Consider the following 16,234-nt stretch of genomic DNA (forward strand, 5'->3'; position numbering starts at 1 on the left):
TCCTTTTTTATTGTTAGGTAAAGTTGAAGCGTTTTTGATGCTTGCTCAATGGTGACAGAACAACCAACCAAGACTTCCGATTTTACACGCTGAAAATTACATTCTAAATACACCAAAGGTGGTGTCTTCAATCGGTGCGTTGTAGGCCGCACTTAAACCGAGTGCCAATACTTGTCGGGTATCGGCTGGGTCAATCACGCCATCATCCCACAGTCTAGCCGAGGCATAATACGGATGACCTTGCTCGTCAAATTGCTGACGCACTGGCGCTTTGAACGCTTCCTCGTCCTCGCTTGACCACTGCTCACCTTTGGCATGGTACTGGCTGCGTTTGACCGTTGCTAATACCGACGCAGCTTGCTCGCCACCCATCACCGAGATACGCGCATTTGGCCACATCCACAAGAAACGTGGACTGTAGGCACGACCACACATACCGTAGTTACCTGCACCGAATGAGCCGCCGACAATCACAGTAAACTTCGGCACTTTGGCATTGGCAACTGCCATCACCATTTTGGCACCATGACGGGCAATCCCTTCATTTTCGTATTTGCGCCCCACCATAAAGCCTGTGATATTTTGCAAAAACACCAGCGGAATTTTACGTTTGCAGCATAGCTCGATAAAATGGGTGGCTTTTTGCGCTGATTCGCTAAATAAAATACCGTTGTTAGCGATAATACCCACTGGCATACCTTCAATATGTGCAAAACCACACACCAGCGTCGTGCCAAAGCGGGCTTTAAACTCATCAAACTCACTGCCATCGACAATGCGAGCGATGATTTCGCGGATATCAAAGGGCTTACGGGTGTCAGTTGGGATGATACCGTACAATTCTTTGGCGTCGTATTTGGGTGGACGCGGGGTTTTTTGCGCGGTAGCGTGGTGGATAGGCGTTTTTTGTTGGTTTAAATTGCCAACGATGTTGCGCGCCAGTGATAACGCGTGTAAATCGTTTTGGGCAAGGTGGTCAACCACCCCTGACAGACGGGTATGCACATCGCCACCGCCTAAGTCTTCCGCGGTCACTTCTTCACCTGTGGCAGCTTTGACCAGCGGCGGCCCACCCAAAAAAATCGTCCCTTGATCTTTGACGATAATCGACTCGTCACTCATGGCGGGTACATAGGCACCACCTGCGGTACAGCTACCCATGACCACGGCGATTTGGGGTATGCCTTCGGCGCTCATGTTGGCTTGGTTAAAGAAGATACGACCAAAGTGGTCTTTATCTGGGAATACTTCATCTTGGTTGGGTAAGTTCGCGCCGCCAGAGTCCACCAAATAGATACATGGCAAGCGGTTTTCTCGCGCGATTTCTTGCGCCCGTAAATGTTTTTTGACCGTCATTGGGTAGTAAGTGCCGCCTTTGACGGTGGCATCGTTACACACAATCATACAGTCAATACCAGCCACGCGACCAATGCCAGCAATCACGCCTGCGGCAGGGATATCGGCATCATACATGCCATACGCTGCCATCGGTGAGACTTCCAAAAATGGCGTACCGGCGTCTAGCAAGCGCTCGACGCGCTCACGCGGCAATAGCTTACCCCGAGCCACATGTTTGGCGCGTGCAGACTTAGAGCCGCCCTGAGCAATGACCGCAAGTTTGGCTTTGAGGTCATCAACGATAGTTTGCATGGCAGCGGCATTGGCTTGAAACTCCGCGCCATTTGGGCTTAATTTACTTTGGATAACCGTCATTGTAAATCCTAATTCTGTCAAAGGGTGTAGCTAAATTGCTATCAGATGCCCCCTGTATTTATGTTAAGTTTTTGCTGAAGTTGAAAATTTAGAGTCCCAATTCTTGTTTCATCGCTTCCACGATTTTGAATTTTTGAATTTTACCCGTGACGGTCATTGGGAACTCGTCGACAAACTTCATGTAAGTCGGCACTTTATAGTGTGCAATATGATCTTTACAGAAATCACGGATGTCTTGTTCGGTTAAGTTGCTGTCTTTTTTGGGAATAATCCAAGCGGCAAGGACTTCACCAAATTTCTTGTCGGGTACGCCCACGATTTGGACGTCACGGATTTTTGGGTGGCGATATAGGTAGTTTTCGATTTCAACAGGGTAAATGTTTTCACCACCGCGAATCACCATGTCTTTACTACGTCCGACGATTTTGACATAGCCTTCTTCGTCCATGGTTGCCAAGTCACCGGTATACATCCAGCCATCGACAATGGCTTCTGCCGTTTTATTGGTGTCATTCCAATAGCCGAGCATGATTGAGTAACCTTTGGTACACAGCTCGCCTGTCTCACCGATGCCAAGCGTTTCGCCCGTTTCTGGGTTGACGATTTTGACTTCTAGGTTTGGCTGTACCAGACCCACGGTTGAGACTTGTTTTTCAAGTGGCGTGTGCTGGTTGGTTTGACAAGATACCGGCGATGTTTCGGTCATGCCATAGGCAATGGTGACTTCTTTCATGTGCATTTGGTCAATCACGCGGCGCATGACCTCAATCGGACAACTTGAGCCTGCCATGATGCCGGTACGCAAAGTCGATAAGTCATAATTGGCAAAGTCTGGGTGGTCAAGCTCGGCGATAAACATGGTCGGTACCCCATGCAGACCTGTACATTGTTCTTTTTGCACGGTTTCAAGTACGGTGATGGGGTCAAAGCCATCATTGGGATACACAATCGTGCCACCGTGGGTCAAGATGGCAAGGTTGCCCAGTACCATGCCAAAGCAGTGGTAGAGCGGGACGGGGATACACAGACGGTCATCTGCAGTTAAGTTCATGGCTTCACCGATGAAATAACCGTTGTTCAAAATGTTGCGGTGGGTAAGCGTCGCGCCTTTGGGCGTGCCTGTGGTGCCACTGGTAAATTGGATATTGATGGGGTTATTGGGGTTGAGCTTTTTGGCACGTTCCGCCACTGCCGGATCATCGGCATCGCCTTCGGCAATCCACGCTGAGAATTTTTGCATATAGCTAAAATCCTCAGTGGACTCTGGGCTATCAATCCAAATGACCCGTTTGAGATTGGGTAATTGCACGAGCTCTAAATTTTGGTAGCTTTGGTGACGCGCTTCAGGGGCAAGCTCTTGAAGCATCACCGCATAGTCGCTAGATCTAAAGTGACGCATCAATACCAGCACTTGGCAGTCGACTTTGTTGATGGCATATTCAAGCTCAAAGATACGATAGGCGGGGTTGATGTTGACCAGTATGATACCGGCTTTGGCTGTCGCCAATTGCATGATGACCCATTCAACATTGTTGTGTGACCAAATACCCACGCGATCGCCTTTTTGCAGACCCATACGAATCATGCTGCTGGCTAGCTGATTGACTTTACGCTGTAGTTCTCGGTAGGTGAGACGAATGTTTTGGTGCGCGGAAACTAAGGCGTCTTTATCGGGGTGTTGTTCCACCATCTGATCGAAAAAATCACCAATGGTCAATTCTATCAGTGGTGTGACAGGGCCTTTATCATAACTTTGGGTGAGTGGGGCATTGGCAGATTTCGCACCCATTACGATGCGTGGCAGGGTTAGCACGTCTTTGGTCATGGTAGCATCCTTACTATCGTGTCTTTTTATCGTGTTTTTTTATCGTGTTTTTCTATCGTTTTTTTGGGGTGTTTACTAAAGGTATTGACGAAAGCTAGGGAAAACCTCGTGCTTACCTGAGTAAAAAATTTTACCCACTGATTAATACCCAAGTATTCCTTGACTTAAAGTATTGTTATAACACTTGTTTTAATGCATTTTTTTAAAATTTTTACCGTGTTTAACCATCAATATGTGACATATTAATCAATAAATTATGAACTTGTCAATCTAAAACGAGACAATCTTTATCGAAATAAAAATTATCTTTAGGCTAAAAAAATATTCAATAAATATTCCATAAATACTCAATGACACTTACTAGCGCTAACCTAGCCGATGATTTGGCTCACCATAAAAAAACCCATCTCACTATGTCTCACTATGAAAGATGGGTTCTATACTAAACAGGATAAAATGGGATAAATTATTTTTCGCTATAGAGTTTGATGCCGGTAGCAAAGGGGCATTGTTTTAGGCGAGCGGCTTGTAGCATCGCATCACGTTGTCCCATAGCAATCGATAGATTATGACGGTTGCCGCCATTGATTGAGCCTAAACCGACACTCACGGTAGGATAAATACCATGGCGATTGCCCGATACACCAATCCCAATGCCTGAAGCCTGCAAACCGGTGCGCTGGTTGGCATTGGCATCAATGTATTGATTGACGCGCGTGTATTCATTGGCAAGCGCAACACAGTCATAGCTTTGGTAATTGTTGGCGGATACGTATTCAGGGGTAGGCGTGGTCATACACCCTGTCAAACCTGCCGTGGCGGCCGTCGCTAAAAGTATTGAGATAGCTAATTTTTTCATTATCCTACTCCCTTATATTCACTGCTGCAGCCTTAAAATAGGTTGAGCGGTTTAACAAATGCCAGCGTCAAAATACCCATATAAGCAATAAAAGCAATCAACATACCTATTTTGGCTTGATTGGGCGTAGTCGTCTGCCGCGTGGCTTTGACAGTCGCTGAAATGGCAACAATGAGTAACACAATTTTGGCAATCAACCAGTGCGGCACTATACCTGCGCCAAACAATGGCATCGCCGTCACCGCGCCTGTCAAAATCACCAAAGCATACATCAGGTGTGCGCCGATTTTGGCAGATTTTGGTAAGCTTTGTCCTTTTGGTGCGGTAAATACCAACACGGCTTGCCACAAGAATAAGGCAATTAAAATCAATGCCATCAGCATATGTGCGTGTTTCATACATCAACCTTTTTTAATAATATAGCGTAAATTAACTCAAGAGGTCTGTGGTTTTAGCTTATGTCGACACTCTTTTTTATCATATTACTTTGCGTTTTGTCCTGCGCAATTGGGACTTTCGGGAGATTGTCCAATCGCTTGCCATTCTGCTTGTGTATAAGCATGAATTGAAAACGCGTGAATCTGCCCACCGCCTTGTGACAGTAACGTATGGATAAGTCCATATACCAACTGATGACGCTGTAACAAGCGTTTGCCTGCAAATGCCTCACTGACAATGGTTAGCTTAAAATGGGTTTCTTTGCCTTCAAAATAGCCAGCATGGCGCATCGACTCGTTTTCTAGCTGATAAACACTGGGCTGTAACGTTTGCAAACGCGCTGTCACGGCATCGGCAATCGGGGTAGCAAGTTGACTCATGTCGTCCTCGGTTCACTGATTTTATTCATCAAAAATGGGTAGTCAATGACAAACCTAACTGGTCACCACTTACCGCATTTTAGCCATTTTAGCATAGTTTTAAGGTAGCCTAATCTATCAAATTGGCTCGACTGGCAAAAATAATCTTGTGTCAATACCGCTCAAATTTTCTCTATGTTTGATGGCTCACTAGCTTCTATGGCTCACTTGGACCAATATAGCAAGGATAAAATCCCCGCGGCAATTAACGGACCCACCGCCACGCCACGAAACAATACCACCCCTGCTACTGTGCCAATCATCAGCCCCGTGACCACGTTGGGGTCAACTTTCATTAAATTCACCCCTCTTGCGCCCAGCCAAGTCACCAGCAATCCCACGGCGATGGCCAATAATGAGCGCCAACTGGCAAAAGAGGTCATCAAGGCTTTGCTACTGACTTGCTCGGAGGCGATAGGCGCAATGACGGCAATGGTGAGCAGCAAAATACCCAAGTTGAGTCCATATTGTTGAATATAAGAAAAGATAGGTTGGTTGTTGGGTAAAAATTTGATGATGATCAGCGCAGTCGCACTGACCCAAATCGTGGGATTGTGCACAAAAATACCGCAGCCCAAAATGACGAACAAGACTAGCAAATTAATATCAAGCTGATTCATGGATTTACCCTATAGCTGTGACCAAACGCTTATTATGCCACTGACAATGCCGCTGTGCTGTTGAGATATTTAAAAAACTTCAATCAATCGGTTTTTTGACAACTTGTTAGGCTTGCTAGATAAATTGATGGGTAGGTAGATTGTTGAGTAAATTGATGCGCAATGGATTATTAGGAGTCAGCAATTTTTTAATCGACCCCAGGTTTTGATCACTAAATTTGCTCACTAAAAAAGCCAATATCAGCTAGATATTGGCTTATGACTTACGAAGTTAAAATTAACGGTAACGGCTTTGTTGGTACAATGGCATCACACGTGGCAATAATGATTGAATGGTGGCGATACGTGTTGAGCTCACCGGGTGGGTACTTAAAAACTGAGGTGGCTCGCCGCGACCGCCCGCACTCTGCATTTTACGCCATAGGCTGACTGCTGCATTAGGGTCGTAACCTGCCCGTGCCATCAGCTCTAGCCCCATCAAATCAGCTTCCGTTTCTTGGGTGCGGCTATTGGGACGCGAAATACCCAAATCCCCAGCTAAGCCTGCTAACTGCGCCTGACCTTGAGATAGCCCTAATACACTCGCGGCAATACCAATCCCTGTTTGGGTCGCCACCTCACGCGATAGACGCTCACGGGTATGCTCACGCAATGCATGCGCCATCTCATGACCCATAATCGCAGCAATCTCAGCATCGGTTAGACTCAGACGATCGATAATACCTGAGTAAAAGACAATTTTACCGCCGGGTAATACGTGTGCATTGAGCTCATTACTTTTAATGACATGCACTTCCCAAGACCATTGTCTTGCATCGCTGCGATAGGCACCTGTCTGCGCAATCAGACGCTGAGAAATTTTCTGTAAACGCGCCAACTGTGCCGGATTGGTATCAAGTAGACCTTTCGCACGGGCAGCGGCAATTTCTTGTTGAAAAGCTTGTTTGGAAAGTTGTTGCACCTGCTGATCGGATACTACCAATAACTGATTGCGGTCGACGCCAATTGCCCCCGTGTCAGTGGTGGTTGAGCAACCGGTAACAGCTACTGCAATGACGGATGCCGCCAAACTTGACATCATAAGTTTTTTTGAAATTTTCATCTTATCGTTATCTCCAAATACAGCAAAAAGGACCAAGAGAAATATGAGGTTTAGACGCATTATAGCGAAGTCATTAAAAAACAATCTGCTGAGATTTGCAGTAGTTGAGTAACGATAGATACATGGTGTGTTTCATAGTGTGATAAAACAAGCTAATAATTATGAGTAAAAAGGAAAAAATTAATAAGATAATAATTAGTCAAAAAAACTACTTCCCAATGAAACCCAATAAAAACAGTTAAATTTAAAAAAAACGTATTTTTTTGAATTTTTTTTGCAAAAATGCTTGACGCGGTGTCAAAAATCCTTATAATACGCATCCACAACGACGCAACAAACATTCAAAATTGCTAGTTGACCACCTAATGCGGGAATAGCTCAGTTGGTAGAGCACGACCTTGCCAAGGTCGGGGTCGCGAGTTCGAATCTCGTTTCCCGCTCCAAATTCAAGAAAGCCACTTTATAGCAAAGTGGCTTTTTTATTGCTTTAAAATCAGCAAGTTAGATAATCTATTTTATTTAATTAGTACTCATTTGCTGTGACCCCGTTTTGTCACTAAGGCACATAAAAAAATCTTTGTGCCATAATTGTGCCTTAAATGTGCCATGGTTATTTTTCGACCAATACGAAATCTGACTACAACCTTGATTTTTTTATTTAGATTGGCTTAACAGGGTTGCTTTCTAATAAATAAACTATGAGCTCATTGGTCATGCTTTTCAAACTTATCTCGAAGATAAATTAAGGCATGTCCCTAATTCACTTGAGCTTGGATTATTAAGCAAGCAAGGTAAATCATCGACTTAAAATTACGAGCTAATTTCTCATATTTCGTGGCCATACTACGAAACTGCTTTAACCTTGTAAACGTACTTTCTACTAAATGTCTGAGCTTGTATAAATAACTATCCAAATTGGGATTTGGCTGTTTGGCATTCTTGCATGTTGGTACGACAGTTGTCATATTCTCTCCTCTTACCTTGTCTCTTATGCTATCTGAATCATAGCCTTTATCAGTAATCAAATATTTTCCAGTTTCAACCCGTCCAATTAGCTCTGGTGCAAGTTGACTGTCTTGAATTTCTTCTTCAGTGACTTTAAAATTGAGCAGATATCCATCGGCACCACAACATAAATGGATTTTTGTAGTTCGTCCACCATGGCATTGTCCAATTGGTTTATCAAAGCCCGCCCTAGCTCCACTTGCATGCTGATGACACCGTATGTAGCTTCCGTCACGGTACGAGTGTTTGTAGTGATGTAACACCCATTCTACGTCAAAGTATGCTCTACCTGCTCCCATAGTTCATCTGTCAGTGCGATTCATGCCATTTTTTCCTATACTAAATCCTATGAATCTAGGTGTATTTGGCACTTTTTATTTGCTTTTTGAAGTGAGGATATAGCCTAGTGAAAAATAAAATTATTTACCGTAAAGCTTTAAATCAGCGTTTTAGCTACATTGGAAAGAATAATTACCTGTCGTATGTGTTTCAATTGGCTCGTATTCATGATTCGGTTGAGGAGAAAAGGCAAGTGAGTGGGAATTGGAATAATATGAGTAATTATCTAAATGAGCGCCAGTTATAAACTTATATAATTTAGAAACACGACATTAAATTTGTTTGAATTTTATATTGACTTACACCCTAAAACCTTAATAAGCTCAATAAAATCCAATTAAATAAACTCAGATTATTTATGAAACTTATCGATAACATCAATAGCACTTTGGGAATAGATATTGGCAAGAATCTTAATAATCAATCTAAACTCAAAATTGCTGCTTCCTATTTTTCAATTTACGCTTATGCGGCCTTAAAACAAGAATTAGAAAAAGTTGATTCCCTTCAATTTGTATTTACATCACCCACATTTATTACTGAAGATGTAACCGAAAAACTCAAAAAGGAAAAACGAGAGTTTATTATTCCAAAAATTGATCGTGAAAGTAGCCTATATGGTACCGAGTTTGAAATTCATCTAAAAAACCAATTATCACAAAAGGCAATCGCTAAAGAATGTGCTGATTGGATAAGACGAAAAGCGATATTTAAATCAAACACTAGTAGTGCACCTATGCAGGAATTTATTAGTATTCAACAACCCGAGACATCTCTGACATACATGCCAATTCAAGGTTTTACCCCAACAGGTTTGGGCTTTGAAAAGGGCAATGCCATATCTAACATGGTTAATTGCTTTGATGAGCAATCTACGACACAAACTTTTATCCAGCTTTTCAATCGGATTTGGCATGATCCGACCAAAGTAGAAGACGTTACTAGCCAAATCGTGCAGCATATTGAATCTGTATATCAGGAGAATCCACCTGAACGGATTTATTTCTTAATGCTCTATAATATCTTCAAGGATTTTTTGGAGGATATCAGCACGGATGTCATACCCAATGACTTAACTGGCTACCAAGATACGGTAGTATGGAATAAGTTATTCAATTTTCAAAAAGATGCCGCTTTTGGAATTATCAATAAATTAGAAACTTATAATGGCTGTATTTTGGCAGACAGTGTCGGTCTGGGTAAAACATTCACCGCATTGGCTGTGATTAAATATTATGAGTTACGTAATAAAAGCGTATTGGTACTTTGCCCTAAGAAATTGGGGGCAAACTGGACCAACTATAATGCCAACTTAGTCACCAATATTTTTGCCAACGATCGCTTTAGTTATGATGTCCTTTATCATACTGACCTATCTCGAAACAATGGTGAAACGTTAGGGATTGATTTGGCGAAAATTAATTGGTGTAACTACGACTTAATCGTTATCGATGAATCGCATAATTTTCGTAACCGTGGTGCGTATAAGGAACGAGAATCGCGTTATGATCGTTTAATGAACAAGGTCATTCGTCAAGGAGTAAAAACCAAGGTGTTGATGTTATCAGCGACGCCTGTAAATAATCATTTTACGGATCTCAAAAATCAGCTAGCCCTGGCATACGAAGGCAATGCAGACTTTATAGAAAGTAAACTTGACACTGAGCGCGATATTGAGACTATCTTTCGTAGGGCACAAGCAAGTTTCAATACTTGGGCAAAGCTAGAACCTGAAGAACGTACAACCCAAGCAATCCTAAACTTGCTTGATTTTGACTTTTTTAAACTGCTTGATAGTGTGACAATTGCTAGATCGCGCAAACATATCCAGACATTCTATGACACTACAGCTATTGGACAGTTTCCTACGCGTCTTAAACCCCTATCATATCGCACTCCCTTATCCAATGATAAACAGGCTGTAACGCTCAACCGAATTTATGCAGAGCTGTCATTAATTAAAATGGCGGTCTATGCGCCTGTCACGTATATTTTCCCTAGCGCCTTGCGTAAATATGAGGAGATTTTTGATACTTTGGTTGAAGGAAAAGGGCGACTGAAGCAGGTTGATCGTGAGCGTAGTCTGCAAGCATTAATGACGGTCAATCTGCTTAAGCGTCTTGAAAGCTCAATCCATGCATTTAGATTAACGCTAACTTTTCTAGAGAAAAACATCAGCAATGTGATTGCGAAAATTGATGATTTTGATGCGCGTGCGGCAGATGACGAAGTAAGTATTGCGCCTTTGATGGGGTATGATCAAGATGAGAACGGCGAACTGCTTAATCCAGAAGACTTAATTGGCAATAAGTTGAAAATTCATTTGGCGGATATGGATCGCTTATCTTGGCGAATGGATCTTGATGGTGATCGAGAAATCATCAAAGGGTTGTTACGGATGATTGCTACGATTGACACTAAGAATGATGCTAAGCTACAACACGTTAAAAGTCATATCATTGAGAAGCTACAGCATCCCATTAATCCCGGTAATCACAAAGTAATTATATTTACCGCCTTTGCGGATACCGCTAATTATCTATATGAAAACATTGCTCCTTTTTTATTGGAGAACTATGGATTGCATAGTGCCAAAATTACAGGCAACGATAATACGTCTACCGTCAAAACCCGCGTTAAGAGTCGACAGAGCTATGATATGCAGGGCTTATTAACTTTGTTCTCACCAAAATCGAAACAAAAACAAGATATTTTTCCAGAAGAATCTCGGGAGATTGATATTCTGATTGCGACTGACTGTATTTCAGAAGGTCAGAACTTACAAGATTGTGATTATCTCATTAACTTTGATATTCACTGGAACCCGGTACGTATCATCCAGCGTTTTGGACGGGTAGACCGCATTGGTTCATCAAACAGTGTGATTCAATTGGTAAATTATTGGCCAGATATCAGTCTTGACGATTATATCAATCTAAGAGAGCGGGTGGAAAATCGCATGGTTATTGTCGATATGACCAGTACGGGGGATGATAATGTCTTAAGTGCCCAAGCTAACGATATGGCATATCGACGTGAGCAGCTGCAAAAGCTACAAAATGAGGTGCTAGACCTAGAAGACGCCAATACAGGTGTGTCTATTACGGACTTGGGGCTTAATGATTTTCGTATGGATTTATTAGGGTATTTAGAAGTGCATGAGGAACTAAAACGTCTACCGAATGGGCTGCATACCGTAGTACCCGCACAGCCAGAAATTGGCTTAGAAGCAGGAGTTATATTTACATTAAGAGCAAGAAACCCCCAGATGGCAGGTAATCAAGCCAATCGTTTGTATCCGTATTACTTGGTGTATATCAATCAAAGTGGCGATGTGGTATATGATTACACCCAAGCCAAATATCTGCTGGATGTCGCTCGTAAAGCCTGTCGTGGCATAGAACAACCCATACCAAAAGCGTATGAGTCTTTTAACCGCAAAACCGATGATGGACGAAACATGGGACAGTATTCGGCATTATTGGATATTGTGATTCATTCGATTCAGCTGCTAAAAGATGAGAAAGATATTGATAGCTTATTTTCAGGACTGTCGACGACTGCCTTGGTGGATATGGTATCTGGGCTTAATGACTTTGAACTGATTAGCTTCATCGTGATTGAGGGCAATTAGATAGCGATAGTTTCTTACTTACGACATTAGTGGTAGGGAACAGTTGGCTATTTGAGTATAAGAAGTCGTACTGAATGAATTTCTTTATAGAGTATTTACAGAAGTTTTCGATCTAACCAAGGGAGTGAAACATGTTGTATCGCTATCCACCAACCGCTAAAGTGGATAAAATTATTCCAAAAAATAAGTTATACCAACGAGGCAGTGCCAATCACCGTATCGAACGCTTGTTTGTGGAGCAAGTGGAAAGTATCCGATGGGCGTATAAGCTCTCACCGCATACCATTAATCTAAACGATAGCGAGACAATTAAAGAAATCCAAATTTTTAGTATCGTCAGTCGTGTTGAAAGGCTAGATACGGAAGTTTTGCAGTTTATCGATAAATTGATACCATCACCGATTATCTTTGAGATTGTCTTTGAAGATAAAATCAAAGTCATCGCAAACTATAAACGTCAAAGCCAAGCAGACAGCCAAAAATTCGTCCTAGGCAAATACTACGCAACTGATTGGCAGGATCTAACACAGCGTGAAGATTTACCGATTGTATTTGGAATCGCGGATTTGTATGAGTATTTTATTGAGCAGTTACTCCTTTCTACAAATAAAGCGTCACCAAATGTCGTTTTGATACCCAATATAAAAGCTAACTTATCTACAATGACTCAAAAGACTGATAGCATTGAAGATAAAATTGCCCATGCCGAAAAAGTTGCACTGCTTACCAAACAAATCAATGAGTTACAAAAACGCATTTATAAAGAAAAACAGTTTAATCGCCAAGTAGAGATGAACTTGCAGTTACAAACGCTACAAAAACAGCTGAAAGACTTAACCCGTTAGAAGGTCAATGAATGATTTCAAAAGACAAGATTCTTGAGTTATGGAAAAGATTACTAGAGCAAAACGTGGAAATTGACATAGAAGCCAAGCGAGTAAGAGATAAAGTTGGCGATTCTGTGATGCAAACAATTTGTGCTTTTTCTAACAGTGGTACAGGCTATTTACTGTTAGGTGTATCAGAGAATGATGAGAGTCATGATGACTTCTGGATTTCAGGTGTCACCAATGCTGAGGATATTTTTAGTAATATTCAAAATAACTGTCGAAATCAGTTTACTACATCAATTGACATTGATGGGGGCATTGCAACAATCGAGGGTAAGACAGTTCTTGTTATAGAAGTTAGAGAATTAGACAAATCAGCGAAGCCTTGTGGTTTTGTTGGTGGCAGTAATAAGAAAAACTATAGCAAAACAGGCGTTTGGTTAAGAGGGATCAATGGTGATTACGAAGCGACTGCCAATGAATTACAGCCTTTATTCATGGCTAAACTTGGGCATGACTATGAACAGACCATCTTACCTTCGGCAACTATGGATGATATCGACCCTAAACATATTGAGCGGTATCGCAAGCTTAGAGAAAAGATAAAACCTAACGCCACAGAGCTTGAATACAATGATACAGAGCTTTTACTCGCTTTAGATGTCGCTACAGAAAAAGAAGGGATAATTTATCCGAATGTGGCAGGGATATTGTTGTTTGGTAGTGATAAAGCATTACGTCGCTTAATGCCGTCAGCACGAGTCGATTACATCCGTAATGCAGGTACAGTATGGGTCGAAGATGTCGATAAGCGTTTCCAATACACCAATGATTTGCGTGAAGCGATTATCACCATGATACCTAAGCTAGAAGCGACTGTCATTGATGATTTGCCCAAACATTTTAATCTACCCCCCAATTCACTGACTCGAGCGGATACGCCAATATTACCGCAAGCAGTGGTGCGTGAAGCCATCGTTAATATGTTAATGCATCGTGATTACGCAGTGAATCGTCCATCGCAAATCAACCGTTTTAGCGACCGCATTGAGTTTAGTAATGCAGGTTACTCGCTAAAACCGATTGAAAAAATCCTTGAGGGTCAAAAAGGCTCAGAACTCAGAAACCCTATCATTGCTCAAGTGCTCTATGACTTGACCTTCGCTGAGACCAAAGGCAGTGGTATTACCATCATGAATCGAGGCTTGAAAAATGCAGGATTAAGTCCTGTTATCTTCAAGAGCAACCGAGCCTATAATGATTGTGAAACGGTACTACGTCTTCAACAATTAATTGCTGAAGAAGAAATGTTATGGTTAAAGCATTTTGATAGCTTGACAGATAAAGAAGCCGAAGTGTTAATCCTTGCCAAGAAAATGGGACAAATTACCAATAAAGATATTCGAGAGAATATTGGATTAGATACACTTCAAGCGAGTAGCATTTTACGAAAATTTTGTAAAAACAACTATTTACTAAAACATGGTAAAAGTAGTAACAGCTATTACCTTTTAAATAGTTGTTATACTGATAACTGCGACAGCCTAGCAGGTAATGACCAAGCCTTGACAGGTGCAAGCACTGGTAATAACGTTTCTAGCTACCCTAATAATGACCTAAGCACTGGGATTAACGAGCCGAGCACTGGGATTAACGAGCCGAGCACTGGGATTAACGAGCCGAGCACTGGGATTAATGATGTCATTATCATCAAGGAAGTGGCGGATTTAAGTAATGATATGCTACTAAATCTACAATCCATTGTAGCGTCCGCAAGGGCTAAAGGCAGATTCACCCCTGAGCAATCGAAAAGCATCGTATTACAAATTTGTCAAAGGCAATTTATGAGCAGTAGTATTTTAAAACATTTTCTCAATCGAGAGATTGACACAATACGCAGAAAGTATTTATCACCCTTGCTTAAGGAAGGGTTACTTGAACTTGCTTATCCTAAAACATTACAGCATCCAAGCCAAGCCTATCGCACAACCGACAAAGGGCTAGCGTATCTACAAACGCTAGACGACAGTCCACAACAAGGCTGTCTCATCTAATCCGCTTAAACCAATTAAAAATAAGGACTATTCATGACCACACTAAAAATGCACACCCCAAACCTAGTCGATAGCAATATTGAGCGTCTTGCCGAGCTGTTCCCCAACTGTGTCACCGAGAAGCCAAAAACCGATGAGCAAGGCAAGGTTATCCGTGATATGAACGGTGAAGTAGTGCTTGAGCGGGGCATTGATTTTGAATTGCTCAAGCAAGAATTATCGCATTCGGTCATTGATGGGTCACAAGAGCGTTATCGCCTTGACTGGGTGGGCAAGCGTGAGGCGATTGTGACGGCGAACAGTCCGATAGCCAAGACGTTACGCCCGTGCCGTGATGAGAGTGTGGATTTTGAGACGACGGGCAATTTGTTTATTGAGGGGGATAATCTTGAGGCGTTGAAGCTATTGCAGGAGAGTTATCTTGGCAAGGTGAAGATGATTTATATTGACCCGCCGTACAATACGGGCAATGATTTTATTTATAACGATGATTTTGCGGAGGATACGCAGGCGTTTTTTGAGCGGTCGGGGCAGGTGGATGAAGACGGCAATCGGTTGGTGGCGAATACGGAGAGTAATGGGCGGTTTCATAGTGATTGGTTGTCAATGATGTATAGTCGGCTTAAATTGGCTCGTAATCTGTTGTCAGATGATGGCGTGATTTTTATTTCGATTGATGATAATGAACAAGCTAATTTAAAAAAAATCTGTGATGAAATTTTTGGTAGTTTAAACTTCATAGGTTCTTTTGCAATTAAATCAACACCCAATGCTAGAGATTACGGGCATATTGGTAAAATGCACGAATATACATTGTTTTATGCAAAAGATATTTTTAATACCAAAACTACTTTAATACCTGAAATAGATAAAATGTTTAAATATGTTGATGAAAACGGGGGCTTTAATATTCATCCCTTATATAACAGCAATGAAGCTTTCAACGCTTTTAATCGACCAAATTTATATTATCCATTTTATTTAGATGAAACTGTACAAGATAGCAATGGTTTCTTCAAAATATCACTGGAAAAACACGCAAAAAGTATTGAAATATATCCACCGAAATCTGTAAAAAACAAAACTCAATTTGTTTGGCGTTGGGGAAAAGAAAAGGCACTTAAAAATCTTAATAAAGAAATTATAGGCTATCGCACAGAATCAGGTGAGTTTCGTATTGTTCAAAAAATGAGACATTCAGAAAAAATTATACGCTCAATGCTAACTGAAACAGAGTATTCAACAAGAAGAGGTACTAGTGAAATTGAATCAATAGTAGGCAAAAATATCTTTAGTTTCCCTAAACCTATCAATCTAATTAACCCCAGTTCGACATAAGCTATACCCTAAGGCTTTGAATTAGCAAGCAATCTTAGCGACGAAAGGTTCAATCAGC

At 41.7% G+C, this 16,234-nt stretch carries 10 protein-coding genes, 1 tRNA gene and 2 pseudogenes; 5 read left to right on the forward strand and 8 right to left on the reverse strand.

The window, feature by feature from the left end; all coding sequences use genetic code 11:
• Positions 1–96: 96 nt before the first annotated feature.
• The 7 genes from ACH0AB_RS09705 to ACH0AB_RS09735 all read right to left on the reverse strand — a co-directional run bounded on the left by ACH0AB_RS09705 (position 97) and on the right by ACH0AB_RS09735 (position 6,976).
• Positions 97–1,713, reverse strand: a complete 1,617-nt coding sequence (locus tag ACH0AB_RS09705) for a carboxyl transferase domain-containing protein (RefSeq protein WP_406878041.1) — start codon at positions 1,711–1,713, stop codon at positions 97–99.
• An 88-nt stretch (positions 1,714–1,801) separates the two neighbouring features.
• A complete protein-coding gene (locus ACH0AB_RS09710) occupies positions 1,802–3,538 on the reverse strand; it encodes an AMP-binding protein (protein ID WP_406878042.1) in 1,737 nt (578 codons plus the stop codon).
• 466 nt (positions 3,539–4,004) lie between these two features.
• Complete coding sequence (locus ACH0AB_RS09715) at positions 4,005–4,397, reverse strand: hypothetical protein (protein ID WP_218833434.1); 393 nt, start codon at positions 4,395–4,397, stop codon at positions 4,005–4,007.
• Positions 4,398–4,429: 32 nt separating this feature from the next.
• On the reverse strand, positions 4,430–4,795 hold the full coding sequence (locus tag ACH0AB_RS09720; RefSeq protein ID WP_312276029.1) for a SirB2 family protein: 366 nt from the start codon (positions 4,793–4,795) through the stop codon (positions 4,430–4,432).
• Between the two features lie 84 nt (positions 4,796–4,879).
• Positions 4,880–5,215 carry a BolA family protein gene (locus ACH0AB_RS09725; protein WP_406878043.1) on the reverse strand — a complete coding sequence of 112 codons (336 nt, stop codon included), beginning with the start codon at positions 5,213–5,215 and terminating at the stop codon, positions 4,880–4,882.
• Positions 5,216–5,418: 203 nt separating this feature from the next.
• On the reverse strand, positions 5,419–5,874 hold the full coding sequence (locus ACH0AB_RS09730; protein ID WP_007116215.1) for a DUF441 domain-containing protein: 456 nt from the start codon (positions 5,872–5,874) through the stop codon (positions 5,419–5,421).
• A gap of 277 nt (positions 5,875–6,151) precedes the next feature.
• A complete protein-coding gene (locus tag ACH0AB_RS09735) occupies positions 6,152–6,976 on the reverse strand; it encodes a M48 family metallopeptidase (RefSeq protein WP_406878044.1) in 825 nt (274 codons plus the stop codon).
• Positions 6,977–7,343: 367 nt separating this feature from the next.
• Between ACH0AB_RS09735 and ACH0AB_RS09740 the strand changes: the two genes are divergently transcribed.
• Positions 7,344–7,419 (forward strand) — tRNA-Gly (locus ACH0AB_RS09740).
• A 312-nt stretch (positions 7,420–7,731) separates the two neighbouring features.
• Here ACH0AB_RS09740 and ACH0AB_RS09745 read toward each other — a convergent pair.
• Positions 7,732–8,268, reverse strand: a pseudogene (locus ACH0AB_RS09745) (IS5 family transposase); the annotation flags it as partial.
• 410 nt (positions 8,269–8,678) lie between these two features.
• Here ACH0AB_RS09745 and ACH0AB_RS09750 point away from each other — a divergent pair.
• The 4 genes and pseudogenes from ACH0AB_RS09750 to ACH0AB_RS09765 form a co-directional block, all read left to right on the forward strand.
• On the forward strand, positions 8,679–11,954 hold the full coding sequence (locus tag ACH0AB_RS09750) for a helicase-related protein (RefSeq protein ID WP_406878045.1): 3,276 nt from the start codon (positions 8,679–8,681) through the stop codon (positions 11,952–11,954).
• A gap of 131 nt (positions 11,955–12,085) precedes the next feature.
• Entirely contained in the window at positions 12,086–12,799 is a 714-nt protein-coding gene (locus ACH0AB_RS09755) for a DUF4391 domain-containing protein (RefSeq protein WP_406878046.1), read from the forward strand.
• 11 nt (positions 12,800–12,810) lie between these two features.
• Positions 12,811–14,838 carry an RNA-binding domain-containing protein gene (locus ACH0AB_RS09760; RefSeq protein ID WP_406878047.1) on the forward strand — a complete coding sequence of 676 codons (2,028 nt, stop codon included), beginning with the start codon at positions 12,811–12,813 and terminating at the stop codon, positions 14,836–14,838.
• Positions 14,839–14,871: 33 nt separating this feature from the next.
• A pseudogene (locus ACH0AB_RS09765) lies at positions 14,872–15,663 on the forward strand (site-specific DNA-methyltransferase); the annotation flags it as partial.
• Between the last annotated feature and the right edge of the window lie 571 nt (positions 15,664–16,234).

This window comes from Moraxella sp. 179-F 1C4 NHS, assembly GCF_045370505.1.
Classification (GTDB): Bacteria; Pseudomonadota; Gammaproteobacteria; order Pseudomonadales; family Moraxellaceae; genus Faucicola; species Faucicola tetraodonis.